Here is a 25,128-nt window from a genome sequence, read left to right as displayed (position 1 = left end):
GGCACGAGTAGAACGACCGGCCCATCACACCACCGCCCCGTTTTGTGGGCAAGGAACGCAGACGGCGACGCGGGGCGGTGTGTACCGGTTGGTCAGGCCGGTGCGGTCCGGACAGAGGGAGCCTTGACCGGAAAAGGGGAATCCATCATTCACATCGGCTGAAACGATCCGGCAACATGCCACGTCACACCCACTTCCACACTCCCGGGTCTCACGGACGTGGACGCTGGTCGCGCAGGTGCGCCCCTTCGGCGGCTTCCCCGTCTTTGTCACGTACGCCTCCCTCGGACTCGGCACCCTCAGCGCGCGCACCAGACCGGCCTCCCCGGCTAGCGCCCGTCTGACAATTCCCGTCGGATCAGCGAGCGTCCGCCGAGCCGGCAGTCCGGAGGTGCTCCGACCGTCCGGCGGGTCTTGCCGGGCCGGATCACGAACGGCGGGCCAGCAGGTGGGCGTCGAGGAAGCCCCGTTCGGAGCCCGGATCGTGGAGCAGCCGGGCGAAGGGAACGAGCCCGGCATCGGCCAGCAGTTCGGCGAGGCGGTCCGCCGGCCAGCTGTAGGCAGGCGCCACCTTGTGGTCGAACCAGACCGGCTCCGGTCCGTCGGTCCCGAAGAAGGACACCAGGAGCAGACCACCCGGAGCCAGAACGCGTACCTGCTCGGCGAGCAGCCCCGGCAGTTCCTCCGGAGCGGTGTGGATCATCGAGTAGTGGGCCAGTACACCGCCGAGCACACCGTCCTCGATCGGCAGAGACTCCATCCGCGCCTCCTGGAAGTGCAGCGCCGGATGGGCCCGCCGGGCGTGGTCGACCATGCCGGGGGAGAGATCGAGCCCGAAGGCGTCCAGGCCCAGCTCGTGCAGCATGGCCGTCAGATGCCCGGGCCCGCACCCGACGTCAGCTGCCCGCAGGTTGCCCGTCGCGCGCACCAGTTCGGCGAAGGTGTTGATCATGGCCCGGGCGAACGGTTGTGTCTCCAGCCGGTCTGCGAACAGCGATGCGTACAGCTCGACGACTCCGTCGTAGGCCGCCCTGGTTTCGTCCTGATGATTCGCCACATGCAGGACTCTATAGCCGGTCTGATCATTGATCTTGTGGCAGGTCGAGGTGAGCTGACGGATGCGGCGTGGGAGCGAATAGAGCCCTTGTTGCCGCGGGTGGATGGGCGTGGTCGTCCGTGGCGTGATCACCGGCAGGTGGTCAACGGGGTGCTGTGGCGGCTGCGGACCGGGGCTCCGTGGCGCGATCTGCCCGAGCGGTACGGACCCTGGCAGACCGTCTACGAGCGGTTCGCCCGCTGGGAAGCGGACGGGACCTGGGCGAAGCTGCTGGAACACGTCCAGGTCCGCGACGACGCGGTGGGCCGGGTGGAGTGGACCGTCTCCGTCGACTCCACGATCAACCGAGCGCACCAGCACTCGGCCGGCGCCCGCAAAAAGGGGCCGCAGACGGGGACGAACTGGAAGATCCGGGCCGCTCGCAGGAGCGTCAGGCCCTCGGCCGGTCCCGGGGCGGGCTGACCACCAAGGTCCACCTCGCCGTCGACGGCCGTGGCCTCCCGCTGTCCATCGTGCTCACACCCGGCAACATCAACGACGCCACCGCCTTCGGCCAGGTCCTCGACAGCATCCGCATTCCGCGCGCTGTTACGGGCCGACCTCGCACGACACCGGCGCGGGTGCTGGGCGACAAAGCGTATTCCAGCCGGGCGATACGCCACCTGCTGCGGCGCCGGGGCATCGTTGCCACGATCCCCGAACGCCGCGACCAGATGGCCAACCGCCGGCGACGCGGAACCCACGGCGGTCGCCCACCCGCCTTCGACAAAGACATCTACCGCAACCGCAACGTGGTCGAACGATGCTTCGCCCGTCTCAAGCAGTTCCGTGCGATCGCGATGAGGTTCGACAAGCTCGCCGATCGCTATCGGGCTGGAATCGTTGTGGCAGCTCTGGTCCTGTGGCTCCGCGAGCCCGCCGGGTGATCATTTGTCAGACAGGCCCTAGGACCTGATCACCGTGGCGAGGCACACCGCACGTCCGGGCGGATCGGGCAGCCGTGAGCAGTCGTCCATGACAACTCCCGGATCCCGTCCTGCGCCGGTTGTACAGGACCGCCACGCCCCGGTTGTGGAAGGTCGCGGACGGAGGACCAGGAGCTGGAGGGGGCGCGCGGGTGGGCTGGCGGCGAGCATGGACGACGACCCCGAAGGGGTGTTCGGCAGTCGGTGCTTCACCCTGAAACTGTCGGAGGTGATCGACCGGGGGATCTGTGCGGACGCCGCACCAGGTGGTGTGTGCGTGGACATCAGCGTTGCCCCGGCCTCGCTGTCGCGTGTCGGGCGAAAGTCGGGGGTGTTGAGGGGATCAGCGTTTTTCCGGGGGCTGCTCGGACTCCCCGCTTGGTTCAGCGGTCAACTGGAGGGCCGGGAGCGCCCGCTCGATGAGCATCTCGGGCGTCTGATGGTGAGAGCAGTGCTGGGGCGAGGTCACGCCACGCCTGGCGGGCGAAGGTGCCTGGGTTGTCAGTGACCACCTGGACGGCAATGTGGTCGGCTCCGGCCCGGCGGTGATCGGTGAGCCGAGCAGCGATCTCGTCCGGTTTGCCCCATGCGAACAGCTCATCGATCAGCCGGTCACTGCCGCCATCGGACAGGTCCTCGGCGGTGAATCCCCCGCGTAGCCACGCTGACCGGTAGTTCCGCAGTGTGAGGTAGGGAGCGAGCATGGCTCTGGCTTGGGCGCGGGCTGCTTCGGCGTCGGTGTGCAGGATGACGGTCTGCTCCAGTGCCAGCAGCGGCCCGTCACCCAGCATCGACCTGGCCCACACGGTATGGGCTGGGCTGACGAGATAGGGGTGCACTCCCGTGGATCTGGCTGCTGCCAGCCGGGTCATCTGCGGCCCGTGCGCACCGATGATTCGCGCGGTCGACGGCAGTGGAGGAGCCACCGCGTCCAACGCGTCCAGGTAGGAGCGCAGTGCGTGGTACGGCTCGCGGTACCGGCCGGCGATCTCGGCGTGACTGACGCCCAGTCCCACCAAGAGCCGGGTCCGGTGCTGCTGCGGGAGTGCGTGGTAGTTGGCAGCGAGCTGGTCCGGGGTCCTGTCCCAGATGGACACACACCCCGTCGCGACGGTGACCCGGCTGGTCGCGGCCAGGACCTCAGCTGCTGCGACCAGGTCCCCGCGGGGGTTGCCACCCGGGCTGCCGCCAAGCCAGATGGCACCGTACCCGAGCTCCTCCAACTCAGCCGCGGCATCCCGCGCCTCTGCACGGTCCCCGTGCGTGAACGCCAGGCTCCAGATGCCCATCATTCCGAGATCCATGGCGAAGCCTTCCTGGGTGCGGTAACTCCGTTGTAGCTGTGCGGGCGAGTCCTGCCACCCTGAAGGCTCTGCCCTGTCTGGAAGCTGACCGTCAGCGTCTGGATCACCCCACCTTGACGGCCAGCACCCTCTTGTCTGGGCACAACCCAGTGATCGTTTCTCCTGTGACGCGGGTCGCACATCCGCCGACTCGCCGAGGAGTGATCTTGGTGTGCGTTCGGTCCCGGTCGGGCGAACCATGGGGGCGTCGAGCTACACAGAGAATGCAGTTGGGGCCGCGACGTGGCGCCGCAGCCCCAACGACGGGACCTACTCCCAGGTGATCACGGCATAACCATTTCCTCCCGGACGGCCGAGCTGGCCGAGACTGCCGTTCGTCTCAGCGGCGCCCGAGTCTCCGGCGCCGCTTCCGGCAGTGGTTTCCCCGCCGTTGCCGCCCCGAGCTCCGTCGCTGCCGGTACCGCCCGCGCTACCGTCACCACCCGCACCGGTGCCAGGAGGCGCAATAAGCGAACCCGCGGGCGTCGCGGGGGCAGCGGCTCCGCTACCGCCCGCACCGCCGGGGAACGCACAGCTGTCCGCGATCGGGATGCGGTGGGAGTAACGAGCACAAGTATGTTGCTGCCGTTCGACCCACTGCGGGGCGCGTTGGCCGAACTCCGGTCTCGACACAGATCGGGGCTGCGCAGCAACAGCTGCGCAGCCCCGATTCGGTACGCCTCAGACCCCCGCCGGCGTCGCCGGGCAAGTCCGGCGTCCGCTGTTGCGGTCGGTACGGGCACCCGCACGCGTCGATCGCGGTCCCCTCGGTCCTGCGGGCGGGTGGTGAAGGTCAGGCCGGGTTGATGTTCTCGGCCTGGGGGCCCTTCTGGCCCTGGGTGACGTCGAACGTCACGGTCTGGCCCTCCTGGAGCTCGCGGAAGCCCGAGGAGTTGATCGCGGAGTAGTGGGCGAAGACGTCCGGGCCGCCGCCGTCCTGGGCGATGAAGCCGAAGCCCTTCTCCGCGTTGAACCACTTCACAGTTCCGGTAGCCACAGCTGATGCCTTCCAGTCGATGGAACGCCTCCCACTCCATGCGGAAGGCGGAGGTGATCGCCCTGGTTCCTGCGGCACAGCACAGCAAAACGCCCACGCCGAAAGCGTGGGCAAAGGGGGAACTTCCGAACCACGACAGCTGACCCAGACGCTACACGCCCACAACGGGCTGTCACCAGAGGAAACGAGTGCGCGTCACGCCTTGGACCAGTGCGCGCAAGCCCGCCGAGGACCGGCGGGCGCGCCCCGGCTCAAGCCGCGACCGTTGGGTTCACCGGTTCGGCGGCGCGCCGGTATTCGGCGTTGAGACGCTGCGCTTCCTCGAGCTGGTCCTCAAGGATGACGATCCGGCAGGCGGCCTCAATAGGGGTGCCCTGGTCGACGAGTTCGCGGGCGCGGGCGGCGATGCGCAGCTGGTAGCGGGAGTAGCGGCGGTGTCCGCCTGCGGAGCGGAGCGGGGTGATCAGGTGTGCTTCTCCGATGGCGCGGAGGAAGCCCTGGGTGGTGCCGAGCATCTCGGCGGCCCGGCCCATCGTGTAGGCGGGGTAATCGTCATCGTCGAGTCGGCCGAACGAGTCGTCTGCGGTCATCGCACCTCTTTCTGGAGCAAGCGGAGGGGCCCTGGTGCCAATGGCACCAGGGCCCCGAAGGAACTGCTACACCATCTGCCGGCCCTGGTACTGCGCCGGCCTTCTCTGTCCGCAGGCCCGACCTGAATGCTGTCGGGGGTGCGGGGATCGCGGATGCGTGACCGGAGACCACCTCACTATCGATGTCCTGCGGTACCCGGGCGCCGTACTGCCGACCCGGGCGATCCTGATGGCGCCCAATTCCTCCGTTCTTCCCTCGGTGATCGACTACCTACCAAACGGGATACTCGTACTGCTGGTACTGCGAACTGCTTTGTACTGCTCGTGACCTGGCCAAGCGCCACGCTCCGGCAGCCAGCCCCGTCGCCCATCCTGCGTCTGCTCTGGCTTGGAACCCCACTGCCGAACCTCCCGGTGCGCGCGCCCGCAGCCGACGCCTTCACCGAGGTGCTGCTCACTGATTTCACTGCTGGGTACTGCGAACTGCACTTACTACGGGTACTGCCACTGCGTTTACTGCGGTAGTGCTCGCGGCGGCCCCTGATATCTGCGGGCCACCCGGTCCGGTCGTCAGCCCCGTCGCCGCCCATCGACAACCCTGGCTTCGGCTGACATAGATTTTCGTGTGCTTGGTCGTGAGGTAATCAACCGCGAACAGCGACGCGGGCAGGGCGCAAGGCGGTCCTCGCCGGGTTAACCGCCGCAGGCCGGGGCACAAGCACCAGGCAGACAGGGCCGGGCAGCGACGATCGAGACCAGGGTGACCTGATGGACACGATGACCGTCACCATCGCATCCCTCCGCTCCTCGACATCCCTCGCCGGCGCACGCGAGAGCGCCCGACACTTCCTCGAAGATCTCGTACCGGCGATTGCAGCCGAGGCCGCTGACACGGTGGTCCTGGTGGTATCGGAGCTCGTTACCAACGCCCTGCGCCACGGCGGCGGCACCTGCGCCTTGAACCTGACTGCGCACCCGGACAGCATCGAAGTGGCCGTGCACGACAGCAGTCCGCGGGCCCCGCGCACGCGCACCCCCGACCTGAACGGCGGCACCGGAGGCTTCGGCTGGCCCATGGTCAACCGCCTCGCCCGCGCCACCGCCGTGACCCGCCAGGCGACCGGCGGCAAGATCGTAAGCGCCCTCCTCGCTCGGTAGCGTCAACGCGCCGGCCCAGGGGCACGGCCCCGGGGCGACCGGTCGCCCCCTGAGGTCAAACACCGATGACCGCTGTACCGCGTGTCGGCCGCCCTCCCCTACGGGTGCAGCCTTACGACCACCCGCAGCTCACTTCACCGGCTCCCGCCGCAGGTGGCCGCGATGACCCGGAAGGTGGCCGACGCCCCCGGAGTTCCTGAGTCGGCCGCTGCGGGACGCCGGGGCCGCGCTGTGGATTGGACAACGCGCCTCCATAGAGCCGGGCCCCGGGGATGTCATGGCTGATCCCCCGGGGCCCGTGGTGCACTGGGCGGTCGGCAGGGTACGGGCGGGGGCGGCGCGAGCAGGGCGGTCAGCCGGCATCGCGGCTGATCGGCTGCTCTGCCGAGGCGTCGTGTTCAGGGGCTTTACGCCAGCGGGCCTCGCAGAACGAGTAGAGGCCGAACAGCAGAAGGCCCACCGCCGCGGCGATCAGCAGCACCGGCCCGGCCGGCGTATCGGCGAACGAACGCAACGTCTCGTCCAAGCCCTTTGCCTCGCTGGCGTCGAAGCGCACCGCGGCCAGGAGAACGAACAGGCCGGTCGCCACCGCGACCACCCCGCACGCCACACCGCCGATGATGCCCAGCGCCGCGACGATGCGACGCGCCGTCCGGCTCATCCGGTCCGTACGGAGGTTCTTCTCGAACTTACGCATCAGGCTGCGCACCACGATCACCACGCCCACGATGGCCAGCACGGCCCCGAACATCATGCGCGAACAGCTCCAGTACCTGAACCGCCTCGGCACGCAGCCGCACATCACCGTGCAGGTCCTCCCGCACAGCGCGGGAGCGCATCCGGGCGTCTCGGGGCAGTTCTCCATCATCGACTTCCCAGACGCCCTCGCGGCGGGGACGGTGCATCTGGAGCGGTTCACCAGCGATCTCTACCTGGAGAAACGATCCGACGTGCGGCACTTCAGCGCCATGTTCGACCACCTTCAGGCGCAGGCCCTGAACCCGGAGCGCACCCGCTGCTTCATCTCCCGCGCCGCTGAGGAGCTGCTGGGCGCCGCATCGCTGCCCGGCCGGGCGTGATCGCCGCCGCACCGGCCGCAGGTCACTGCGTCGCGTACAGGCGCTCGCGCAGGTACAGCAGGGCGACGGTGTCCGCGGCGGCGGCCAGGTCGGCCGGCAGGGTGCGGATGGCTGCGTCGTTGCCGTCGCGGACCGCCTGGAGGATCTGCTCGACCGTCTCGCGTACGGACGGATCGATGCCGTCCGGACCGGCCGGGGCGGGGCCAAGGCCGGCCGGTCCGGCAGCCTCGCCCGGCCCGGCGCCCACCGGGGGAGCCTGGCACTGCCCTCATGTCATCCCCTAGCCGATCGCCCCGCCTCAAGTCACTGCCCACACCGACAGGCCGGCGAACCGGCACGCTCGCGTGCACCGGTAGCCCCGCCAGCCGGAGAGCACGGTGCCAGATGCTGACGCGGGAGAGGGGTCCGCGGGGCGGGTTCTCATGGAAGGGGCGGTGTCAGCGTCGGGCGTCAACGCTAGCCCCCGCGTTTCACACAGGATGCCGAACGCTGTGATTGTGCTGCGGAGCGCTGGTCGGCCCCGGCTATGGTCGGGCGCAGTCCGCGCCGATAAGGCGTGCGCGGGCGAGGCCCGGTGACCAGAGCGCTCTGGCGGCAGTAGCACCGGGCCGCCCCACGCGACCGAGGTCCGGCACGCGGACCGGGAGGAGCGGAACCCGCTCCCCGTGGCTTGGCTCGGCTGGCTGGCTGGCTGGCTGCAGGAGCTGGCCCCGTCATGAGAACGGCCTCCCCTTGGAGGATGAGGGGAGGCCGTTCTACACCGGGCTGTGCGCTGCGGCTGGTTCAGATGACTGCGCTGGATGTGCCGGCGCGACGAGCGCGCCGGATCCAGGACTTGGTGCTGTCAGTTCTTGCCGTGGTTGTCGGCCTTGTGGTGCCCGTCCGAGCCGCCGTTGTTGATGCAGGTGTTGCCGAAGGCGGGGTTGATGAGGCCGACGATGTTGACGGTGTTGCCGCAGAGGTTGATCGGGATGTGGATGGGCACCTGGACGACGTTGCCGGACAGGACACCCGGGGAGCCGATGGCAGCGCCCTCTGCCGTGGCGTCGGCGGCGGCCATGCCGGCCCCCCCTGCCAGGACGGCACCAGTGGCGGCGGTAACGGCTACGGCCTTGGCGAAACGGAACATCAAGATCTCCTTGAACTCACTCTGCCGCGGGAAAGTACGGCACTGGATGACGTCCCCCACAACGGCCGGAGGCGCCCGCCCGTCACGGACATTGGGCCGAACCGGTGAGCTCGAGAAACGTCCGCTCAGCCTGACCCAGGCCGCGACCGCCCGAGCCGGCATCCCCGCCGCCATCGCCCTGCGGGCCTGGCTGCGCGGGCAGGGCGTCGAACTCGCGCGATGCACCCACGGCTGGGCATCTATCCCGTCTAGGACTTGTCCGGGCGATCACGTGCGGAGCCAGATGGTGAGGGCTGCGGCGGTTGCGGTGCCGAGGTAGACGTACCGGCGCTTGTCGTAGCGGGTGGCCACTGCTCGGTGCTGCTTGAGCCGGTTGATGGCCCGTTCGACGGTGTTGCGTTTCTTGTACCGCTCTTCATCGAAGCCGGGTGGCCGGCCGCCGTGTGAGCCTTTGCGGAGCCGGGCGGCCTGACTGTCGGTTTTCTCCGGGATGGTGTGCTTGATCCCCCGGCGTCGCAGGTACTCGCGGTAGGGGCGGTTGCTGTAGGCCTTGTCGGCGGCGACGCTGTCGGGCTTCTTGCGGGGCCTGCCCAGCCCGATCTTCGGGACACGGATCTTCTCCAGAACCGCCTTGAACTGCGTGCCATCAGCCCGCTGACCCGGCGTGACGACCAGGGACAGTGGGCGGCAGCGGCCATCCGCGCTCAGGTGGAGCTTGGTGGTGAAGCCGCCGCAGGTCGTCCTCACGTCGGCGCGAGCTCTCCTCGCGGCCGGGCTTGCGGGACGGCTTGCCCGGCTGAGGGTACGCGGGGTCTCCGGGGCGATGGTGCTCCTGCGCCTCGCGGCCCTTGCCCGGCTCCTGGCGCTTGTCCTGCGTACCGCCCATGACGGCGACTCCTCGATGCGTGGGTGTGGATTCCTCCCACCCACGCTGACACGAAGCATCCAGCCCGTCTCATTTCGGCTACTGATCGTGGCGGGAGGGTGATCTGCGCGCCCGATGCGGAGGCGCCGGAATGCGGGTTGCGGGTCTGGTGCCGAGGATGGGCGCTACCCCCACCGCCCCGCGCCGTCAGGAGTCGATTCCCATGCTGGAGCGCACGCTGCGCAAGGACCGCACCGAGGTCACCTTCATCCTTCCCGCCGACACCCCGCCCGGGCCGGTCAGCGTGGTGGGCGACTTCAACGACTGGAAGCCCGGCGTCCACACCCTGCGCCCGCGCAAGGACGGGAAGCGGGCTGTCACGGTCGAGCTGCCCAGCAAAAGCACACACTCCTTCCGGTATCTGGCTGCCGGTGACTACTGGTTCAACGACGACAGCGCCGGCGACCAAGACGGCCCCAACAGCCGCCTCCACACCTGATCGGCCCAACCGGCGTGGGGGGCCGTCCGCGGGTGTTGAGGGTGGCGACACGTACCCGCCTGCCCACCACCCCCGCGGGCCGGAATCCGTGTGGCGGCCTCCACCTCGCCCGGGACCCCGTCGGCTCCTCGCCCGGCGGCTTGGCCGTCTTCACTCCGGCTCATGACGGAATGGTCACGCGCCGCCACGTCGGCTCACCGGGTTCGTTGGACCTGGGCATGGAGCAGCAAACCGTTTCGCCTCCACGGCAGCGATTCGCAGGGCTGCGCGTGGCGTCCTGGCCCGCGTCGGACACCCCGGTCTACGACGCCCTCGAGCGGCAGTGGCTCGCCGAGGGCCGGGAGGTTCCCCGGCGCGCTGGGCTGCCTTTCGTCGGCCGGCACCGGATGGACACCGACGACCTGTTCTCCCGCGCGTGACCTCCACAGCCGCCAGACTCCTGACCACGTCCCCACCCACGGGACTTAGCAGGTAAGCGGGCTTTTCCGGCAGATAGGTGGAAGGTCATGGCATCTGGGTGAAGTGTGCCCGGGCTGTGCACGCGGCTGCGTTCGCGCGACGTGACACTCGCCAGCAGGTCCCGTTGATCATCACTGCGCGGCGAATGCGTTCACGCGGGACTCAGCCGCGGCAACTCCCGTTGCCGGCAACAGTCCCGAGCCGGAGGTAGACCGCCCGTGGCGGTGAGCGGAAACCCGACCGTCAGACGACGCCGACTGGGCGCGGAACTGCGCCGGCTCCGTCTGGCCCGTGGCCTGACCAGTACGCAGGTGGCCGAACACCTGTTGATCTCCCAGCCCAAGATCAGCCACATGGAGAACGGCCGCCGCGCCATCAGCCCGCGCGATGTGCGGGACCTGTGCGGCCTCTATCACGTCACAGACCAGCAGGTCATCGACTCGTTGATGCAGATGGCCACGGAATCGAACCGGCAGGGCTGGTGGGTCGCCTGCGGGGAGGTCCCGTACGCCGTCTACATCGGCCTGGAGACGGCAGCCGCTTCCCTCCGCTCCTACGAGCCCCTGGTGATCCCGGGCCTGCTGCAAACACCCGCCTACGCCCGGGCGGTCATCGAGGAAACGATCCCTCAGGCCACGGCCGAACAGATCGCGGTGCGCCACGATGTCCGGCTGCGCCGTCAGTCCCGGGCCCACCACCCTGCCCGGCCTTTCCGCTTATGGGTGGTACTGGACGAAGCGGCACTGCGCCGCGTGGTCGGCAGCCCAGAGATCATGCGCGAACAGCTCGAGTACCTGAACCACCTCGGTGCACAGCCGCACATCACCGTGCAAGTCCTCCCCTACGACGTGGGAGCCCACCCCGGCGTCTCGGGACAGTTCTCCATCCTCCAATTCCCAGACACCACGGCGGGGACGGTGTATTTGGAGCGGTTCACCAGCGACCTCTACCTGGAGAAACGATCCGACGTGCGGCACTACAGCGTCATGTACGACCACCTCCAGGCCCAGGCCCTGAACCCGGAGCACACCCGCCACTTCATCGCCCGCGCCGCCGACGAGCTGCCGGCCGCCGCATCGCTGCCCGGCCGGCCGTGATCGCCGCACCGGCCGCAGGTCACCGCGTCGCGTACAGCCGCTCGCGCAGATACAGCGGAGCCGACGTGTCCGCGACGGCGACCAGATCGCCAGCAGGGCGCGGATGGCCGCGTCGTCGCCGTCGCGGACCGCCTGCACGATCTGCTCAAACCGTCTCGCGTACCGACGGATCGACGCCTGCCGGACGAGCCGGGGCGGGGCCAAGTCCGGCCGGTCCCGCGGGATCGCCGGCCCGGCGCCCGCGGGGTGACTGGCACTGCCGTCATGACATTCCCTCAAGGATCGCCCCCGTCGCAGGTCACTGCCCCGGGTGGCGCGGCGGGCTGGCCCGCCACGATCACGCCCAGCCCGCCGTCGGTGCCGGGGAGGCCGGGACGGCAGCCTGCACGGGGGGCAGGCCGCGGCCCACAACCCCTCGACCTGGGCGCGGCTTTGGCGAACCAGCCCCGGCCTCGGACTCATCCCTCTTCCCCCGCCGGGACGACGCCAACCGCGCAGCGCGGACACAGCAGGGCATGCCACCACGCCGACATTGGGCCATCAGTGCAGCCGTTGGTGCTGATCGCTGTGGAATGCGACCGGGGGGTAGACGCGGTGAACAATCGACCGCGCGGGATCTCGGGACGGGGTGAAGGAACGTGCAGCAGTCACAGATGATCGTCAATCGTGCCGAGCGTCTGCTGGAGTGCACCTGGCGGCCCGAGTGGGCCGCACAGGCGCGGGAGGCCGCGGCTGAGTTCCTTCTCGACCTTCGCTCTCCTCCGCCCGCGGCCATCGTGCAGATCCTGCTGCTACTGGTGTCCGAACTCGTCACCAACGGCCTTCGCCATGGGGGCGGGGTCAGCGCGATGAGCCTGCGGGCGGACCGCCGCAGCATCCAGGTGATCGTGGCGGATCCCAGCCCCGCCCACCCGCAGGACCGCACCCCCGACCTCACCGGCCACACCGGCGGTTTCGGCTGGCCCATGCTCCAACGGCTGGCCGATAGCGTGAGGGTGGAGCCGCAGCCCGGCTGGAGCAAGGCGATCACCGCGATCCTGGCCCGCTGACCGCCCCCCAACATCACTCAACGTGTTTACGGAGGCCGATATCGGAAACGCTGAGTAGCCACAAGCTGTAAGGGTCAAGGCGAAAGGCGGGACTCATGTCCGTGAGTATCGGAATCATCCTCGTCGTGGTGACGGCGGTCATCGCTGCGATCGCGCTCGCACCGGCGGTGGCACCCGCGGAATCCGACGAGGCCGCAGCCCGGTTCTGTGATGAGGACGCGCGCACGAGCAGGTGCCCTTCTCGTCGGCTGCACAGCATCCCACCGCAGCAGACCGGGGACCGCAGGCGAAGCTTCGGCTGACTGGCGGCCTGCGCCCGGCCCGCTCCCCGTGCCGGCCGCCGGTCGCTGGTGACGGCCAGAGCGGTGAGGCCGGGATTGCGGCATTCGGAAACGAGGCAGGACAAGGGGTGGGCCCGCGGCCGTCGCGAGCCCACCCCCTTGTCCGGGGTTATTGTCCTCGCGCCCCGCCGGTATACGTGTGACGGTCCCGCTTCCGCGCCCGGCGGCGGGCCCTCCGTCCCCTCCCCGGTCCGCCCTTTCGTTTCATCGGCTGCATTCGGGTGCAGTCTTCGATGGAGCAGATGGGGAGTCCCGGGCGGGGAGCGGTGGAATCGTCCATGTCGTCGGTGTGGAGAAGTTGAGATTGGTCTGCTATTCGGCGCGGTGGGGTTTGTGTCGAGTGATCTGCAGTCGTGCCTGGGTGGGGAGTTGGGTCCAGCCAGTGGCCTGGCGGGCGCGTTCCAGGGGGCCGTCGCAGAGGGCCTGCAGGACGGGGCCGGGCTCGCTGTCGGGGGCGAGTGTGAGGGTGATGCGGGCCTCGGGATGGTTGGACCGGCCGGCCAACTGCACCCTCGCATGCTGGACGCCGGGCAGTTGGCGGGCGTCGGCGGCGATGGCGTCGCTGAGGGCGTGGTCGCGCAGTTCCACGCCGTCTGTCGGGGGTGTTCCGATGGGCATGTGGCCGGGGCGTGTTCGGCGCAGTTGGGCGAGGAGCCACCACAGAGCGAGCAGGACGATGACGGCCAGGGCGGCGATGACCACGGGCCACCACCAGCCTTCGTCGGTCCAGCGGGTGCGATCGGCGGCGCTGAGCAGGACGGTGTGCGGGGTGGTCAGGGGCCAGCCGTCGGGTGGCGTCAGGTGCCGGCGCCGGTAGAGATCGAGGCCGCCGGCGAGGATCAGGAGACCGCCTCCCAGCAGGACGAGACCGGCCAGAGCCAGCAGGATCCGGTTTGCCGCGGATTGCCTCAACATCACTTCGTCTCCTGCCTTCTTCTCGCCACCTCGAGCGGTTCCAGGCGGGTCAGTCGCGGCGCTTCCGTACGCGCAGCGTGATCCGTGGCGGGTGGGTGAGGGCGAGTTGGTCGCGTTGCTCGTGCAGAACATCGGTGAGTTCGGTCTTGACCTCGTCCGGGTCGCGGAAGCGTATGTCTGCGCGGGCCTTGATGTGGTGCCGGCGTACCCGGATCCTGGCGCGGCTGACGCCGGGGACGCGCATGGCGGCATCCCGCAGCAGGAGGGCGGCGGCGTCGCGGTCCAGTACGGCTCGCACCGGGTTCTGGCCGCCGGGGGTGTTGAGGGGCAGTTGGTGGCGCAGGCCGGGGGTGAGGGCCAGGATGATCAGCCAGAGGCCGAGGGCGGCGGTGAGGGCGGCGCCGGTGAGCATCCAAATGTCGTCCAGGGGACGAGTGGCCAGTTCGTGCGCGAGGCGGGAGCGCCAGGCGGCAGCTTCTTGGCCGGCGCGAACCATGGAGATGTCGAACAGCAGGATCCCGGTGGCGGCCGCGATGACGAGGGCGGTCAGCGCGGCGGGTATCCGGCGTGCGGACCACAGGCGGCGCGCGGGGCGCGTCCGGTGTCCTGGCGTGCTGGTGTGCTGCGGCTGCGGGGCGTCTGGCGGCTCTTTGGCGAGCGTCGCCACCGTCAGGGAGGTGGCCGCTTGGGGGGTGGCGGGCCTCTCCGTCTCAGCGGGGGGTTCTCGGTCCCGTGTCATGCCGGCTCTCCTTCCCGGCGGGGGTGTGCCAGGCGATCCGGTTCATTGCACTCGTCTGCGTTCCAGGCCGCCGGCGGGGACCAGGTGCCGGATGCTCACGGTGACTTCGGTGACGCGGATGCCGGTCAGCTGGGCCACCCGCTCGCCGACGTAGCGCTGCACCTGGCGGGAGGCTTCAGCGATGTCGATCGGGTAGGGCAGGTCCAGGAACAGACCCAGCCGGGCCGATCCGCCGCTGACCGCGACCGTCGAGCGGGGCGTGGCGAGCCCCAGGCGTGCGGGGGGCGCGCCCGTCTGGCCGGTCAGTGCCTCACGGGCGGCGCGGGCCGTGATGCGGGCGACCACCTTGTCGGGGATCACGGTGGCGCCGCGCTTGGCCGCCGGCACGGGATGCTGGGCTGCGTGCTCCAGTCCGCCGGGCGAAGCGGCAGCGGGTTGCGTGGTCACCTCCGCTCCCGGGACCGGACGAAGTCGGATACCTCCAGGTCGCCGTCCAGGATGCTGCCGACGACCATGCCCACCGCACCCAGGACCGCCACGAGAAGGAAAGCCCAGAAGCCGCCGAAGTAGGCGGCGAAGCCCAGGGCCATGCCTGCCAGCAGGCCCACCGTCGCTCTGCTCATCTCACTCACCCGAATCTCTCGATCGGCCCATGCGACCCCGCTGCGAACCGCGGGAGGGGGCGGCGGGGTCACTGCACGCGGCCCTCGGTCTCCTCCTGCTCGTCCTCCTCGTCGGGCAAGTGGACGTCGTCGACGGCGATGTTCACCTCGACGACCTCCAGGCCGGTCATGCGTTCCACGGCCGTGATGACGTTGACGCGGACGTCGGCGGCGACGTCGACGATGGCCACGCCGTACTCGACGACCACGTCGAGGTCCACGGCTGTCTGGCGTTCGCCCACCTCGACCTTTACTCCGCGGGTCACGCTGGGGTGTCCGCCGGGGACCCGGTCGCGGACGGCGCCGAAGGTGCGGGCCATCCCGGCGCCGAGGCTGTGGATGCCCGGTACCTCGCGGGTGGCCATGCCTGCGATCTTCTCCACCACGCTGTCGGCGATGGTGGTCCGCCCGCGCGTCTCGGGCGTCGCGTCGGCGCCGCTGCGGCCCTTGAGCGTCTTGTCGGCGGTGCCGGGCCGGCTCTCACCTGCAGCGGGACCGCTAATGGTGTCCGACATGAGGACCTCCCGAGGATGTCCATACGGGTACCGGTTTGGTGCCCGTCGAAGGATTGGACACTCGGCAGCCGCAATCCTCACACCATCGGTGTGACGGGCATCACGTAGAATCGAGGGGTGCGTGCGGACGCCGGGACGACGGTCCCCGGCAGGAAGCGAGCTGTGGATGCGCGACCGGATCGGACCCCCGCCCCCGCCGTCTGCGGACCGCCCGCAGGGGCCTGCACTGCCGCCCAGCGCCGGTGCCCAGGCCGGCCGGGGCAATCCCATCGATCTGGCGGACAGGCTGCTGGCCGTACGGGCTGCCGAGGGGGACGACGACGCGTTCGCCGTCCTGGTCCGCCGTCACAGCAGCCCACTGCTCGCGCTCGCCCACCACCTGCTCGGCAACCGGGCCGACGCCGAGGACGCCGTCCAGGACTCCTTTCTGAGCGCCTGGCGGCAACTGCCGGAGTTCCGCCACAGCGCCTCTTTCGGCACCTGGATGTACCGCATCACCACCAACCGCTGCCTCAACACGCTGCGCCGCCGCCCCCGCGCCCTCCCCCTGGACACCGTCCCCGAGCCCGCCGCCCGCGATGCGGGCAGCTCACCACCGCGCGCCGCCGAGACGGACGCGGCCACGGCCGCCCTGTCCCAGGCACTTCGCGAGCTCAACCCCGAGCAGCGGGCCTGCTGGGTCCTGAGAGAACTGCACGGCCTGCACTACGAGGAGATCGCACACGTGATCGGCACCAGCGAACAGACGGTGCGCGGCAGACTCTTTCGCGCACGACACGCTCTGCAGGAGGCGATGCGCCCATGGCGCTAGACGACCCGCACCCCGGCCCCGGCAGCACGCCACCGGCCGACAGCGCCGACCAGGCGGGCACCCCGCTGTTGCCTGAAGCAGAACTGCTCGCCGGCGACGAGCTGCTGCCCTGCGGACGCCCCCTCAGCCACGCCTGGGAGCAGGCACGCGACACGGCCGCCACGCCAGACCCGCACATCGCCAGCTGCCCCTACTGCAGGCAGGCCGTCGAAGGACTGGCGGCCCTGGATGAGGCGACTCGCGCGCTGCGTGCCAAGGAACGGCCCAGCGGGCACAGCCTCGCCGACCGGGTGATCAACGCGGTACGGGCCGAGGTGCGGCTCGGCGCGATGCTGCCGCTGGACGACCCCGCCCTGGACCTGCGGATCGCCGAGAACGCTGCCGCGAAAGTCCTGCGCAAGGCTGCCGACACCGTGCCCGGCGCCCGCGCCGCCAGCTGCCGCCTCACCCCCGCCGGCAGCGGCACTGCCGTCCACGTCGCCATGACCCTGGCTGCGACGCTCGACCAGCCGCTGCCCGACCGGGCCGCCCAAGTACGCCAAGCCGTCCTCCACGCCGCAGACCACGCGCTGGGCCTGGCCGTCACCGACGTCGACCTGGAGATCGACACCGTGCTGGACCCCTTCGACGCGCCCCTCGGCGGGCTGTCCGAGCGGAGCGGGCAGCGATGACCTCCGCCAGCAACCAAGACATCCACCACACCGCCGCCCGGGCAGCCCTCTCCGTTCCCGGCGTGGCCGCACTCCAGCCGGGCCTCGCCGACCGCCTGGCCGCCGCGGCCTCCCGCGCGAAGCAGGCCGTGGGGGCCGCCCCCCTTCCAGCCGAGGCCGGTATTCGTACCGAGCACACACCGGAAGGCGGCTGGCACGTAGAAGTTCGCTGCGTGGTGCACGAAGACCACCGCGTTCTGGATGTCGCCCGGCAGGTGCGCGAGCACGTCCAAACCGCTGTCACCGCCTGCCTGGCCCAGTGCGGGACACCCGCGCCGGTCACCGTCCTCGTCACGGTCACCCGCACCGTGTGAACGAGAGCCGAACACGTCCGTTGTGCAGACGGGTACAAGAACGCAGGTGAAGCGCCACGTTCTAGGGTGATCACGTTCTGGCGGGGTGTCGGCCTCGGCGCCGTCCGCCGGTTGAACAGGCTGGCGGCTCTCTGGGCGGGAGGGGCGGCCTGCGGAACGGCTTGAGCGTCCTCGCGCACGTGAGGCCAGGAAGCGTCCGACAGCCTTCAGCGCTCTGGCTCTGCTGTCACGGACCCGGGACAGGGCCCGGCGCTGAGCCGGCGTCGCGGCCTCGGCAAGATAGGCGCTGCCCAGGTGACGGTCCCAGCCGTCGGTGGAGAACACCTCGATCCGCCCGTCGAAATGCGGCAGGTACCGCAGCCGCACCCTAGTACCGACATGGCCGGTCACCCAGTCCGCGATGTAGGCGCGGCGCCGCCAGGAGATCCCGTTCGTGGTGATCTTCCGGACGCGGCCGTCGTCCTCCAGCGCGAAGAACGCCAACCGCTCCTCCGGGACGTCCTCGACAGGTGCCGGGTCCGCCTCCCAGACCTGCGCGGGCGTGCGGCCGCCGGTGAGGCCGGCCGGACGGTGCTCGGTGTTCCACCAGGCCACCCAGTCCAACAGCACCTTCACGTAACGGCGAGCTCGCGGCCCACCTTCACATCAGCCCGGGTACCGCCAAGACTCACGTCGCAAGCCTTCTCTCCAAGCTCGGCGTCCGCGACCGGGTCAAACTCGTCATCATCGCCTACGAGGTGGGACTGGTGTCGCCGTCCCGATGACGGACAGCGCAGCCGGGCCTCCGGCGGGAGCGGGACGGGGTTATGCCTGGCCAGGAACCAAACGAGCGGCGCACATCCTCGGCCCAAGTCCATCGTTTGGCAGCACATGAACGTGAAGCGCGTACTTGCCGCCCTGGTCCTCACCGGAGCCACCCTGACCCTTTCCGGCCCCGCTCACGCCGACCCCAACCCCGGCGGGGCCAGTTCAGTCGATGCGGAGGCTCCCGCAGTGGATACTTCTGCAGTGGATGCTTCCGCTGCGGAGTCTCCCGCTGGGGAGGCCTCATCCGACGAGGGGATCACCACAATCGAGATTCCCGGCGATGCGGCCGCTGGCAACGCAAGCGACGCCCCTACGAGGGACAGTCACATCAGCCTCACCAACGCCCAGCCATATGGCGGCAAATTCGCCTTCGCTGGCGTGACAGGCATCGACAACCAGAATAAGGGATAGTCGAATGCAGCCCCGAACTCCGCTCTCGTCTTGAGCATGTGACACGGCGACACAGCGGTTCCAGGCCCCTGCCCTGTCTACCGCCCTGCGCCCGTGGGCCTGTTGGCGGGTCAGGGGCGCTGACACGGAACCGGCACCCTCGGAACGGGCCCGCCCGTGCTTCTTCTGATCGCCTCTCTCGGCGCTGCGCGAACGCCGTGGACATCACTGCAAGGCGGGCACCTCGGCACGTCCCCGGGCCAATTCCGCGCAACGGATCCCGCCGCGCGGGGTGCCACTCCATCACCGGCCCTACACCCGACACCGCTGGGTGGGCCAACCATACGAAGGGCTCGCCCGGTCCCGCAGAACAACGTAGGGAGGTTTGAGCGATCCGACCCGTAGTGAACTGGCCCATGAGCACTCACTCGCCCCCGCCGCCGCCACCCCCGCCGCCTCCGCCTCCGCCGCCTCCGCCTCCGCCTCCGCCTCCGTCGAAGTGTGGACCGGAGTCGACGTCCAGGCGCGGGGACCTGCGTCCCGACGTCGGGCCCTGGCCGCTGCGCCTCGTACTGGGGCCGCGACGGGGTGGGACCGCCTGCGCGCGGCCGACCGGGCGTCGCACCGTCCCGTCCAGGAGGCCGGCGGCCCCGACCAGGACGTACTCAGGTATGTTCGGGTCGCGCTCGGCCTGCTGGAGGTGTCGCCGGCCCGTACGGGTCACCTGACGGTCCGCGCCCGCCACCAGGCCCCATACGGCCAGCCCACGGCCGATCTCTTCAACCTCCGGGGAGCGTTGCAGGCCAGCGCGTACGGTGTCGATGCTCTTGGTGCGCCCGCAGAAGGCAACGACAGCGCGCTCGACCGCATGCAGGGGTTGCTCCCCATCCACAGTACGCACCTGCGAGGCGTGCACCACGAGCAACCCGCGCCGGTTCAGCGCGACGACCGCGCTGTCCACCACCCGCCGGGCCCCGCCCGCCAGGAACGCGACGTCATACACATCCAGAGTCCGCGTCTCGCCCGAGCCCCTTACGATCCACCGGAACACCCACCGCATACCGGATCCGCCCCCGTTTCGGCCCACTTCATCTGTCGGCAGTGTCACCTGACAGCACAGCGACCAACCCTCTTCCCGCCATCCCAGAGCAACACTTGAGCTACGGGGGGCGGCAGCCGGCAAGTCGGAGGGCGACGGCGGCGGCCAGGGGAGCGCCGCCGGTCAGGAGGATGACGTCGGTCGTGGTGGTCGCCGGCGGGGCGATGAACGCGGCGGCGGTGGCGCAGGAGGCGATCAGGGTGGCCTCGGCGCCGTCGAGGCTGTACGGGGCGGGCGTATGCGGGATGGCGGGGCGGGCGGGGGTGAGGTCGAGGGCGGCAAGGCGGGCCGCGGCGAGCGCCGCCGCCAGAGTGGTGGAGAGCCGGACCAGCGTCTGGGCCGGTGTGACCGTGAGAGGGGCGCTGCGGACGGCGGTGAGGGCTGTGGCGCAGGCGGTCACGAGCATCTCGGGAAGAGTGAAGAGTAAGGCGCAGAGGCGCGCCCGGCGCGCTGGTGCTGGTGTTCATGAAGGTTGCCTTGCTTTGATCATTCGATGAGAAGCAAGCCAGACAGGCTGTGTCCGACGAGATTCGGACCGTGCTCGTCCAGACGGGTGAAGTGCCTTTGGAAGAGCACGTGGTTCGGGGCAACCCGGCCCGAGTGCTGACAGCGGCGTCTGAGGGCGCCGAGCTGCTGGTCGTGGGCATCAGGGGCCGGGGCGGCTTCGCCAGCCTCCTGCTGGGCTCCGTATCCCAGCAGTGCGCCGAGGTCGCGGCCGCGCATGCGGTAGCTGTCGCCCCTGAGGGAGATCACTTCGGCGTGGTGGACCAGGCGGTCGATCATCGCGGCGGCGACGGTGTCGTCGCCGAAGACCTCTCCCCGGCGTCCGAACGGCTTGTTGCTGCTGTGACCTGGAGGGCGGTGCCTTGCGCGGCTGCTGCTGGTGGCGCGGGGGTGGCGCGCGGGAGAAGCTGGGAAGAGGCACGGCGTGCCCAGCCCCCGGCAGAGGGGCTTGTGGGTGAGGAGGCGGGGCGATGTCCGGTCCGATCGTGGTCGGGGTGGACGGCTCGCCCTCCGCCATGGCCGCCGTGGACGCCGCTGCCCGGGCGGCGCTGCTCAGAGGCGCCGAGCTGCATGTGGTCCACGCCTTCCTCTGGCCCGCCCTGCACGTCCCGCCCGACACCTCACCTCTCGGGCCGCCCGCCGGCGGCGTGCGGGAGTTGGTCGAGCAGCTGCTCCACGAGGCCGTCGCCCGGGCCCGGTCCGCGGCCCCGGGAGTGCGGGCCACCAGTGCGGTGATACCCGGTGAGGCGGTGGCGGCCCTGGAAGCGGAATCACGGACCGCGCAGCTTGTAGTGGTGGGCCACCGCGGCTCGGGGGGCATCAGCGGGCTTCTCCTGGGGTCGACGGCCGTCCACCTTGCCGCACACGGCCACTGCCCGGTGATGGTCGTACGCGGCCGGAGTGAGCCCGAGGGGCCTGTGCTGGTGGCGGTGGACGGCTCCCCCCAGGGTCGGGGCGCGATCGCGTTCGCGTTCGCCGAGGCATCGCTTCGGGGCAGTGAACTGGTGGCCCTGCACGTCTGGAGCACGTGGAGCGATCACGGCGAGAGCGGCCCGGGCCATCCCGTGGAGCTGGCGGACCTGATCGCAGACGTGGACCAGCTACAGGCGGCGCGGGAGCGGCTGCTGGCCCAGACGCTGTCCGAGCACCGCCAGCGGTACCCGGAGGTGACCGTACGCCCCCGGGTCCTTCGGGGTGGGGTCCGGCCGACGCTGATCGAGGCGAGCGACGGCGCCCAGCTGATCGTGGTGGGCGCGCGCGGACGTGGCGGATTCGCCGGACTGCTGCTGGGCTCGGTCAGTCAGGCCGTCCTGCACCACGCCAACTGCCCCGTCAGCGTGGTGCGCTCGGGCCTGTGACGCCCATCCGCACCGGGCCGCAGGACAGAAACTCAGCCATGGAGGGCGGAGGCTTGCCCCGTGAACCACGTGTGGGGTGATCCCCGGCAAGGGGGAGAGTTCCATCCGGATGAGGCAGCATCTTGGTCCGCGAGGACGGGTCAGGTGGCAGAGGCGGACCCGGGAAGGAAGCAGTTCATCAGGCGGGCCGCGGTCACGGTGCCCAGCAGCTGTACCTTGTCGGCTTCGCGCTCGATCACCGCGATCAGCGGACTGTGCGTGCGGGCCATGAGCGCGGCGACCTCCATGGGCAGGGCGTCCGGACCGACGTAGGGCGGCGGATACAGGCGGCGTGGGAGCCACTCGGCGACGGTGAGCCCTTCCAGCCGTTCGGCGATCTCCGCATCCGCCCGGCCGCGGAGTGCGGGAGCCAGCAAGGGGTCGTCGACCAGATACTCGGGCAGCGCCTGTCGCAGCACCTGGGAGCCGGGCACGATCGCGTACGGCTGGCCGTCCGCGTCGAGCACGAGCAGGGCCGGCAACGACTTCTGCGCGAGCATCCGCGCCGCAGTCAAGGCGTCGTCGTCCGTCGTGACGAACGGGTACGGCTCGGCCAGGTCACGGGCACGCACGGCCGCCTCCTCATCCCTCGGGCCACGGACGAGGCGGCACTCGGAAGCGATGGCCGCGCTCGCCGAGGTCGACGTCTCACCACGACTCGCCCTTGATCACCAGGCCCTCGACGCAGCAAGGCGGGCTCCCCGCGCCCTCTCGCCCTTCACCGCCGCCTGCGCGGGAGGCATACGTCCACGTGCCAGCGTCCGCGCACCCCGCGCACTCGTAGCACCTTCACACCTCCACGGTACGGGTACGGGCCCGCCGGTGCTGCTTGGGCCGGGCGAGACGGCGGACAACCTGCTCACGTCCCGGGCGTTCGGCGGGCTGGCGAAGCTGCTGGAGGCGCTCAGGGCGCACGACACCCGGGTGGTGGAGCAGCTCGCAGAGCAGCAGGCCCCGAGCTCCTACAAGGCCGCGCAGGCCAGGAGCCTCGCTCGCGGCCTTTCCGCTGGGGCAGTGGATCGCCACGACCGCCGCTTCTACGCCCGCGGCGACATGGACGCCGAGCGCGTCAAGCAGCTCAAAAAGCTGGGCATGATCTGGTCGCACTACGACGTCGCGTGGGAGGAGGACCTGGCAGCCGCGCGCGGGATCCGCCGCCCCGACCCGCCGGACGCCTCACCCCGGTGACTGCATGACCCCCGCCGCCGGCCCGCGCTCTTCCGGTCCGGACGGCCACGTCGTCCGTGCGGCTTCCCGGAGTCTGGAACAGCGCCCAGACCAGGGCCGCGATGCCGACGGCCGCCTGGACGGAGGCCCCGGCCAGTTGCCCCGCGTCGGGGCTGTCCAGCAGCCATATCAACGGTGTGGAGAGGACTCCAGCTGCCGCCAGCACGATGACCGTGATCTTCCACCCCTGCGACATACCGGCCCTCCCCTGTCATGACATGCCCTACTGGCTGATGGTCCGCCACTTCGCGTCGTATCGCGAGAGATTCGTCCGAAGAACGCGCCCTTACCGCCCCGGCCGCGCTCTCCTGGCCGGGGGCGGCGCAGAGGGGATCCGGCGGCACAGCCGGCCGCGCCCCAGCCCGCGCGGCTCGATACCGGGACCGCGCTGCCGCCCACCCGCTTGCCCGATCCCGCCTCCGCCGCCCCGGAGGCCTGCGCCTCGCCGGACGGCCGGTCCAGGACCTGCCCGAGTACCCGCACCGCGAAGTCCAAGGCGAAGGCAAAAGGGTGCGGCCGAGCACCCGCACGCCCACGCCGCACCCCCCGGTCCGGCCTGCGGCCGGGGCGGGCGCCGCGGACATGGCAGAGCTGTGCCGCGCGGCGCACGGCGTCAGCGGCCCCGCCGTCACCGCGCTGTGCCACCAGACGTGTGACTGAGTGCTGTAGTTGGCCAAGCCGGCCAACTACAGCACTCAGATCAGAGGCTGCTGGTGGACGCTCAGCACGCACAGCATGCGAGTGTCCCTGCCTCAGAGGACAAATGCCGTGGCCCAGCGGTTGCTGCGCGTGCCATGATCAGCCGCATGACCGAATTCTCTGCACGGAAGGGCGGCCACCGCCCCGTCCGATGAAGTGGCTGGACGAGGCCGTGTCCGCGGGACACGCCACGACTGCCGCCCACCCTGCCCGCATCGCGGTCATAGACTCGATACGCGCCGACCGCACCGGCCCCGTACCCGTCCGGCTGCTTCAGCTTTCCCGGGCCGACGACGCGTTCGTACGTCGTGAGGTCATGGACCTCCTGTCATCCGCCGGGGGAAGGCGTCCTTGGCCTGAAGCCGCCGAGGCCGCGCTCGCTCGACTCACCGACCCTGATGAAGAGGTACGGCGCCGGGCCGCGTATCTCGTCGTGCACGCCGGAAGCCGCGATGTCGCGCTCAGGGCTCTCGGTGAACTCACCGAGCCCGTGGTGCGCACTGCCCTCGCCGATTGGCTCCGGGGCGCCGTCGCGCACCTACAAGACGACCCCTTGGCCTCCGTCCGCTTCCTTGCCCGACTGGAGACCCTGAGCGTCGCCCCTCCGCAGCAGTGGCCGCCGCTCGACAGGGCGCTGCTCGCCGATGCCCGGGAGGCCGCGAGCCACCTGGACGGCGTCGGGTGGCGCTGGGGTCGGGTCCTGTACGGGCTGGGACGCGAGCGTCACGTCTACGCCCTGGCGGTGCGACTCCTCGGCGATCCCGCCACCCGGGACATCGGCGCCGGATTGGCCCGGGAGGCCTGTCATGACTGGCGGGCGGCCCCGGTCGAACTCCTGCCCCTGCTCGTCCGTCACTGCGAACGAGGAATCAGCCCCGCCATGGCCAAAGCCCTCACCACCGCCTCCATCTCGGAGGCTGCGATGCACATACACGGCGCACTGGTCGCCGCAGTCCCCTTCACTCAGTACCCCAAAGCCCGTCGGCCTTCCGGCAGTCCGACGCCGTCGTACGACAGCACCACCGCCGCCGCGGTCCTTCAAGCCAAGCCCGTGGACATCGGGCGACTTCACCATGCCCCCGAGATCTTCGGGGCCCTGCTGGACGCGGGTCCGCTGACCTTCCGGCAGGCGGCCCAGCTGTACAACCTCACCTTCGAACGGCCTGGACGCATGCAGGCGGTATGCGCTCCACTATGGCTGCGGCACGCCGGCCCCACAGCTCTGCCCCGCATTCTCGCTCTCATGACACCGCACCTCGGTGACTACGTGATGGGCGAGTACTACTCGGAAGGCCTGGCACGAATGGGCCGGCACGCGATGCCCGCGCTGCCGTCGGTGACGGCGCTGATCGACCGGCGTACCCGTATACCGGTCAACGACTCCACACGGGACGGCGAGACGATGCTGGACGAGCGCCTGCTCGCTGCCGCGATCGACGCCCGGCGTGCGATCCTCGCCGACACCGCTTCCTGATCACCGTCGCCGCTCCACCCCGCCCAGGAAGTCCAGCTCGAACCATGCGGCCGCCGCGTCACCGCATGAGCACGCCTGCGGGTTCCCCGGTTCTGACCGCGCTTCCGTGACGACTACGTCTGGAGGGGGACGTAGGCCGTCGAGACTTCTACGGACATCCCAGGGCCGATGTCACCCAGCTTTCGGAGGACGGTGCGACTTGGGCCGCGCCGTCACGAGCATGACGACTACTCGGTT

31 protein-coding genes and 5 pseudogenes are annotated in these 25,128 nt (G+C 70.3%); 17 read left to right on the top strand and 19 right to left on the bottom strand.

What is annotated here, in order from left to right; genetic code table 11:
* Positions 1 to 427: 427 nt before the first annotated feature.
* On the bottom strand, positions 428 to 1,057 hold the full coding sequence (locus AB0447_RS15020; protein ID WP_366477054.1) for a class I SAM-dependent methyltransferase: 630 nt from the start codon (positions 1,055 to 1,057) through the stop codon (positions 428 to 430).
* Between AB0447_RS15020 and AB0447_RS15015 the strand changes: the two genes are divergently transcribed.
* Together AB0447_RS15015 and AB0447_RS15010 are read left to right on the top strand one after the other, a co-directional pair.
* A protein-coding gene (locus AB0447_RS15015; protein ID WP_366477132.1) for an IS5 family transposase occupies positions 1,058 to 1,983 on the top strand; the annotation gives its coding sequence in 2 pieces (ribosomal slippage) (positions 1,058 to 1,442 and positions 1,442 to 1,983; 927 coding nt in all).
* Between the two features lie 22 nt (positions 1,984 to 2,005).
* A pseudogene (locus AB0447_RS15010) lies at positions 2,006 to 2,311 on the top strand (helicase); the annotation flags it as partial.
* A 94-nt stretch (positions 2,312 to 2,405) separates the two neighbouring features.
* Here AB0447_RS15010 and AB0447_RS15005 read toward each other — a convergent pair.
* The 3 genes from AB0447_RS15005 to AB0447_RS14995 form a co-directional block, all read right to left on the bottom strand.
* The gene (locus AB0447_RS15005; protein ID WP_366477053.1) at positions 2,406 to 3,326 is read right to left on the bottom strand and encodes a TIGR03620 family F420-dependent LLM class oxidoreductase; all 921 of its coding nucleotides are present in this window, start codon (positions 3,324 to 3,326) and stop codon (positions 2,406 to 2,408) included.
* An 832-nt stretch (positions 3,327 to 4,158) separates the two neighbouring features.
* A complete protein-coding gene (locus AB0447_RS15000; protein WP_030224583.1) occupies positions 4,159 to 4,362 on the bottom strand; it encodes a cold-shock protein in 204 nt (67 codons plus the stop codon).
* A gap of 251 nt (positions 4,363 to 4,613) precedes the next feature.
* Positions 4,614 to 4,952, bottom strand: a complete 339-nt coding sequence (locus AB0447_RS14995; protein WP_366477052.1) for a MerR family transcriptional regulator — start codon at positions 4,950 to 4,952, stop codon at positions 4,614 to 4,616.
* Positions 4,953 to 5,720: 768 nt separating this feature from the next.
* On the opposite strand from AB0447_RS14995, the gene AB0447_RS14990 reads away from it, so the two are divergent.
* Entirely contained in the window at positions 5,721 to 6,110 is a 390-nt protein-coding gene (locus AB0447_RS14990; protein ID WP_366477051.1) for an ATP-binding protein, read from the top strand.
* Positions 6,111 to 6,462: 352 nt separating this feature from the next.
* Here AB0447_RS14990 and AB0447_RS14985 read toward each other — a convergent pair whose 3' ends face one another.
* On the bottom strand, positions 6,463 to 6,849 hold the full coding sequence (locus tag AB0447_RS14985) for a DUF1206 domain-containing protein (RefSeq protein ID WP_366477050.1): 387 nt from the start codon (positions 6,847 to 6,849) through the stop codon (positions 6,463 to 6,465).
* Between AB0447_RS14985 and AB0447_RS14980 the strand changes: the two genes are divergently transcribed.
* The gene (locus AB0447_RS14980) at positions 6,839 to 7,189 is read left to right on the top strand and encodes a DUF5753 domain-containing protein (protein WP_366477049.1); all 351 of its coding nucleotides are present in this window, start codon (positions 6,839 to 6,841) and stop codon (positions 7,187 to 7,189) included. The genes AB0447_RS14985 and AB0447_RS14980 overlap by 11 nt on opposite strands.
* Before the next feature lie 22 nt (positions 7,190 to 7,211).
* On the opposite strand, the gene AB0447_RS14975 is transcribed toward AB0447_RS14980, so the two are convergent.
* From AB0447_RS14975 to AB0447_RS14965, 3 genes are all read right to left on the bottom strand, one after another.
* Complete coding sequence (locus tag AB0447_RS14975; RefSeq protein ID WP_366477048.1) at positions 7,212 to 7,436, bottom strand: hypothetical protein; 225 nt, start codon at positions 7,434 to 7,436, stop codon at positions 7,212 to 7,214.
* A gap of 597 nt (positions 7,437 to 8,033) precedes the next feature.
* A complete protein-coding gene (locus tag AB0447_RS14970) occupies positions 8,034 to 8,318 on the bottom strand; it encodes a chaplin (RefSeq protein WP_366477047.1) in 285 nt (94 codons plus the stop codon).
* Positions 8,319 to 8,585: 267 nt separating this feature from the next.
* Positions 8,586 to 9,263, bottom strand: coding sequence for an IS5 family transposase (locus AB0447_RS14965; protein WP_366477046.1), 678 nt, complete (start codon positions 9,261 to 9,263; stop codon positions 8,586 to 8,588).
* A 143-nt stretch (positions 9,264 to 9,406) separates the two neighbouring features.
* On the opposite strand from AB0447_RS14965, the gene AB0447_RS14960 reads away from it, so the two are divergent.
* From AB0447_RS14960 to AB0447_RS14945, 4 genes are all read left to right on the top strand, one after another.
* Positions 9,407 to 9,682, top strand: a complete 276-nt coding sequence (locus AB0447_RS14960) for an isoamylase early set domain-containing protein (RefSeq protein WP_366477045.1) — start codon at positions 9,407 to 9,409, stop codon at positions 9,680 to 9,682.
* A 269-nt stretch (positions 9,683 to 9,951) separates the two neighbouring features.
* Positions 9,952 to 10,101 (top strand): hypothetical protein, encoded by a 150-nt coding sequence (locus AB0447_RS14955; protein ID WP_366477044.1) that lies wholly within the window; start codon positions 9,952 to 9,954, stop codon positions 10,099 to 10,101.
* A 258-nt stretch (positions 10,102 to 10,359) separates the two neighbouring features.
* A complete protein-coding gene (locus AB0447_RS14950) occupies positions 10,360 to 11,238 on the top strand; it encodes a helix-turn-helix transcriptional regulator (protein ID WP_366477043.1) in 879 nt (292 codons plus the stop codon).
* Between the two features lie 638 nt (positions 11,239 to 11,876).
* Positions 11,877 to 12,287, top strand: coding sequence for an ATP-binding protein (locus tag AB0447_RS14945; RefSeq protein ID WP_366477042.1), 411 nt, complete (start codon positions 11,877 to 11,879; stop codon positions 12,285 to 12,287).
* 653 nt (positions 12,288 to 12,940) lie between these two features.
* On the opposite strand, the gene amaP is transcribed toward AB0447_RS14945, so the two are convergent.
* From amaP to AB0447_RS14920, 5 genes are all read right to left on the bottom strand, one after another.
* Positions 12,941 to 13,543, bottom strand: coding sequence for an alkaline shock response membrane anchor protein AmaP (gene amaP / locus AB0447_RS14940; RefSeq protein ID WP_366477041.1), 603 nt, complete (start codon positions 13,541 to 13,543; stop codon positions 12,941 to 12,943).
* 49 nt (positions 13,544 to 13,592) lie between these two features.
* Positions 13,593 to 14,282, bottom strand: a complete 690-nt coding sequence (locus AB0447_RS14935) for a DUF6286 domain-containing protein (protein ID WP_366477040.1) — start codon at positions 14,280 to 14,282, stop codon at positions 13,593 to 13,595.
* A gap of 42 nt (positions 14,283 to 14,324) precedes the next feature.
* Complete coding sequence (locus tag AB0447_RS14930) at positions 14,325 to 14,729, bottom strand: Asp23/Gls24 family envelope stress response protein (protein WP_366477039.1); 405 nt, start codon at positions 14,727 to 14,729, stop codon at positions 14,325 to 14,327.
* Positions 14,726 to 14,905 carry a DUF2273 domain-containing protein gene (locus AB0447_RS14925; RefSeq protein WP_366477038.1) on the bottom strand — a complete coding sequence of 60 codons (180 nt, stop codon included), beginning with the start codon at positions 14,903 to 14,905 and terminating at the stop codon, positions 14,726 to 14,728. The genes AB0447_RS14930 and AB0447_RS14925 overlap by 4 nt, the downstream gene beginning before the upstream one ends.
* Before the next feature lie 68 nt (positions 14,906 to 14,973).
* On the bottom strand, positions 14,974 to 15,459 hold the full coding sequence (locus tag AB0447_RS14920; protein WP_366477037.1) for an Asp23/Gls24 family envelope stress response protein: 486 nt from the start codon (positions 15,457 to 15,459) through the stop codon (positions 14,974 to 14,976).
* A gap of 166 nt (positions 15,460 to 15,625) precedes the next feature.
* On the opposite strand from AB0447_RS14920, the gene AB0447_RS14915 reads away from it, so the two are divergent.
* Genes AB0447_RS14915 through AB0447_RS14905 form a run of 3 tightly spaced genes read left to right on the top strand, consistent with a single transcriptional unit; the run spans position 15,626 to position 17,294 of the window.
* On the top strand, positions 15,626 to 16,270 hold the full coding sequence (locus AB0447_RS14915) for a sigma-70 family RNA polymerase sigma factor (protein WP_366477036.1): 645 nt from the start codon (positions 15,626 to 15,628) through the stop codon (positions 16,268 to 16,270).
* A complete protein-coding gene (locus AB0447_RS14910) occupies positions 16,261 to 16,941 on the top strand; it encodes a hypothetical protein (RefSeq protein WP_366477035.1) in 681 nt (226 codons plus the stop codon). The genes AB0447_RS14915 and AB0447_RS14910 overlap by 10 nt, the downstream gene beginning before the upstream one ends.
* Positions 16,938 to 17,294 carry a hypothetical protein gene (locus AB0447_RS14905; RefSeq protein WP_366477034.1) on the top strand — a complete coding sequence of 119 codons (357 nt, stop codon included), beginning with the start codon at positions 16,938 to 16,940 and terminating at the stop codon, positions 17,292 to 17,294. The genes AB0447_RS14910 and AB0447_RS14905 overlap by 4 nt, the downstream gene beginning before the upstream one ends.
* Before the next feature lie 318 nt (positions 17,295 to 17,612).
* Here AB0447_RS14905 and AB0447_RS14900 read toward each other — a convergent pair.
* Positions 17,613 to 17,888: pseudogene (locus AB0447_RS14900) on the bottom strand (Mu transposase C-terminal domain-containing protein); the annotation flags it as partial.
* 23 nt (positions 17,889 to 17,911) lie between these two features.
* Here AB0447_RS14900 and AB0447_RS14895 point away from each other — a divergent pair.
* Positions 17,912 to 18,058, top strand: a pseudogene (locus tag AB0447_RS14895) (LuxR C-terminal-related transcriptional regulator); the annotation flags it as partial.
* A gap of 106 nt (positions 18,059 to 18,164) precedes the next feature.
* Positions 18,165 to 18,512: a hypothetical protein gene (locus AB0447_RS14890; protein ID WP_366477033.1), complete on the top strand. Its 348-nt coding sequence runs from the start codon at positions 18,165 to 18,167 to the stop codon at positions 18,510 to 18,512.
* Positions 18,513 to 18,915: 403 nt separating this feature from the next.
* Here the strand turns inward: AB0447_RS14890 and AB0447_RS14885 are convergent, their stop codons facing one another.
* Both AB0447_RS14885 and AB0447_RS14880 read right to left on the bottom strand, forming a co-directional pair.
* Positions 18,916 to 19,551 (bottom strand): TIGR04222 domain-containing membrane protein, encoded by a 636-nt coding sequence (locus AB0447_RS14885; RefSeq protein ID WP_366477032.1) that lies wholly within the window; start codon positions 19,549 to 19,551, stop codon positions 18,916 to 18,918.
* Between the two features lie 100 nt (positions 19,552 to 19,651).
* Entirely contained in the window at positions 19,652 to 19,996 is a 345-nt protein-coding gene (locus AB0447_RS14880) for a hypothetical protein (RefSeq protein WP_366477031.1), read from the bottom strand.
* A gap of 110 nt (positions 19,997 to 20,106) precedes the next feature.
* On the opposite strand from AB0447_RS14880, the pseudogene AB0447_RS14875 reads away from it, so the two are divergent.
* Positions 20,107 to 20,244: pseudogene (locus AB0447_RS14875) on the top strand (universal stress protein); the annotation flags it as partial.
* A 117-nt stretch (positions 20,245 to 20,361) separates the two neighbouring features.
* On the opposite strand, the pseudogene AB0447_RS14870 reads toward AB0447_RS14875, so the two are convergent.
* Positions 20,362 to 20,526 (bottom strand): annotated as a pseudogene (locus AB0447_RS14870) (hypothetical protein); the annotation flags it as partial.
* Positions 20,527 to 20,564: 38 nt separating this feature from the next.
* On the opposite strand from AB0447_RS14870, the gene AB0447_RS14865 reads away from it, so the two are divergent.
* A complete protein-coding gene (locus AB0447_RS14865; RefSeq protein ID WP_366477030.1) occupies positions 20,565 to 21,452 on the top strand; it encodes a universal stress protein in 888 nt (295 codons plus the stop codon).
* A 140-nt stretch (positions 21,453 to 21,592) separates the two neighbouring features.
* Here the strand turns inward: AB0447_RS14865 and AB0447_RS14860 are convergent, their stop codons facing one another.
* The gene (locus tag AB0447_RS14860) at positions 21,593 to 22,063 is read right to left on the bottom strand and encodes a CBS domain-containing protein (RefSeq protein ID WP_366477029.1); all 471 of its coding nucleotides are present in this window, start codon (positions 22,061 to 22,063) and stop codon (positions 21,593 to 21,595) included.
* Positions 22,064 to 22,313: 250 nt separating this feature from the next.
* On the opposite strand from AB0447_RS14860, the gene AB0447_RS14855 reads away from it, so the two are divergent.
* On the top strand, positions 22,314 to 22,679 hold the full coding sequence (locus AB0447_RS14855; protein ID WP_366477136.1) for a hypothetical protein: 366 nt from the start codon (positions 22,314 to 22,316) through the stop codon (positions 22,677 to 22,679).
* Here the strand turns inward: AB0447_RS14855 and AB0447_RS14850 are convergent.
* A complete protein-coding gene (locus tag AB0447_RS14850; protein ID WP_366477028.1) occupies positions 22,570 to 22,914 on the bottom strand; it encodes a hypothetical protein in 345 nt (114 codons plus the stop codon). The genes AB0447_RS14855 and AB0447_RS14850 overlap by 110 nt on opposite strands.
* A gap of 654 nt (positions 22,915 to 23,568) precedes the next feature.
* Here AB0447_RS14850 and AB0447_RS14845 point away from each other — a divergent pair.
* On the top strand, positions 23,569 to 24,891 hold the full coding sequence (locus tag AB0447_RS14845) for a hypothetical protein (protein ID WP_366477027.1): 1,323 nt from the start codon (positions 23,569 to 23,571) through the stop codon (positions 24,889 to 24,891).
* Positions 24,892 to 25,128 lie beyond the last annotated feature (237 nt).

The organism is Streptomyces sp. NPDC051211, from assembly GCF_040689505.1.
Lineage (GTDB): Bacteria > Actinomycetota > Actinomycetes > Streptomycetales > Streptomycetaceae > Streptomyces.
Note: the sequence above shows the minus strand (reverse complement) of the source record. Positions and strands in the feature narration are given on the sequence as shown.

What these genes read in the sequence shown, in the direction of transcription:
- AB0447_RS14905 (WP_366477034.1), top strand. Translation starts at nt 16,938, where the DNA reads ATGACCTCCGCCAGCAACCAAGACATCCACCACACCGCCGCCCGGGCA.
- AB0447_RS14845 (WP_366477027.1), top strand. Translation starts at nt 23,569, where the DNA reads ATGAAGTGGCTGGACGAGGCCGTGTCCGCGGGACACGCCACGACTGCC.
- AB0447_RS14910 (WP_366477035.1), top strand. Translation starts at nt 16,261, where the DNA reads ATGGCGCTAGACGACCCGCACCCCGGCCCCGGCAGCACGCCACCGGCC.
- AB0447_RS14935 (WP_366477040.1), bottom strand. Translation starts at nt 14,282, where the DNA reads ATGACACGGGACCGAGAACCCCCCGCTGAGACGGAGAGGCCCGCCACC.
- AB0447_RS14970 (WP_366477047.1), bottom strand. Translation starts at nt 8,318, where the DNA reads ATGTTCCGTTTCGCCAAGGCCGTAGCCGTTACCGCCGCCACTGGTGCC.
- AB0447_RS14885 (WP_366477032.1), bottom strand. Translation starts at nt 19,551, where the DNA reads ATGCGGTGGGTGTTCCGGTGGATCGTAAGGGGCTCGGGCGAGACGCGG.
- AB0447_RS15005 (WP_366477053.1), bottom strand. Translation starts at nt 3,326, where the DNA reads ATGGATCTCGGAATGATGGGCATCTGGAGCCTGGCGTTCACGCACGGG.
- AB0447_RS14920 (WP_366477037.1), bottom strand. Translation starts at nt 15,459, where the DNA reads ATGTCGGACACCATTAGCGGTCCCGCTGCAGGTGAGAGCCGGCCCGGC.
- AB0447_RS14850 (WP_366477028.1), bottom strand. Translation starts at nt 22,914, where the DNA reads ATGTCGCAGGGGTGGAAGATCACGGTCATCGTGCTGGCGGCAGCTGGA.
- AB0447_RS14925 (WP_366477038.1), bottom strand. Translation starts at nt 14,905, where the DNA reads ATGAGCAGAGCGACGGTGGGCCTGCTGGCAGGCATGGCCCTGGGCTTC.
- amaP (WP_366477041.1), bottom strand. Translation starts at nt 13,543, where the DNA reads ATGTTGAGGCAATCCGCGGCAAACCGGATCCTGCTGGCTCTGGCCGGT.
- AB0447_RS14990 (WP_366477051.1), top strand. Translation starts at nt 5,721, where the DNA reads ATGGACACGATGACCGTCACCATCGCATCCCTCCGCTCCTCGACATCC.
- AB0447_RS14965 (WP_366477046.1), bottom strand. Translation starts at nt 9,263, where the DNA reads ATGCTTCGTGTCAGCGTGGGTGGGAGGAATCCACACCCACGCATCGAG.
- AB0447_RS14865 (WP_366477030.1), top strand. Translation starts at nt 20,565, where the DNA reads ATGTCCGGTCCGATCGTGGTCGGGGTGGACGGCTCGCCCTCCGCCATG.
- AB0447_RS14880 (WP_366477031.1), bottom strand. Translation starts at nt 19,996, where the DNA reads ATGCTCGTGACCGCCTGCGCCACAGCCCTCACCGCCGTCCGCAGCGCC.
- AB0447_RS14915 (WP_366477036.1), top strand. Translation starts at nt 15,626, where the DNA reads ATGCGCGACCGGATCGGACCCCCGCCCCCGCCGTCTGCGGACCGCCCG.
- AB0447_RS14890 (WP_366477033.1), top strand. Translation starts at nt 18,165, where the DNA reads ATGAACGTGAAGCGCGTACTTGCCGCCCTGGTCCTCACCGGAGCCACC.
- AB0447_RS14995 (WP_366477052.1), bottom strand. Translation starts at nt 4,952, where the DNA reads ATGACCGCAGACGACTCGTTCGGCCGACTCGACGATGACGATTACCCC.
- AB0447_RS14980 (WP_366477049.1), top strand. Translation starts at nt 6,839, where the DNA reads ATGGCCAGCACGGCCCCGAACATCATGCGCGAACAGCTCCAGTACCTG.
- AB0447_RS14960 (WP_366477045.1), top strand. Translation starts at nt 9,407, where the DNA reads ATGCTGGAGCGCACGCTGCGCAAGGACCGCACCGAGGTCACCTTCATC.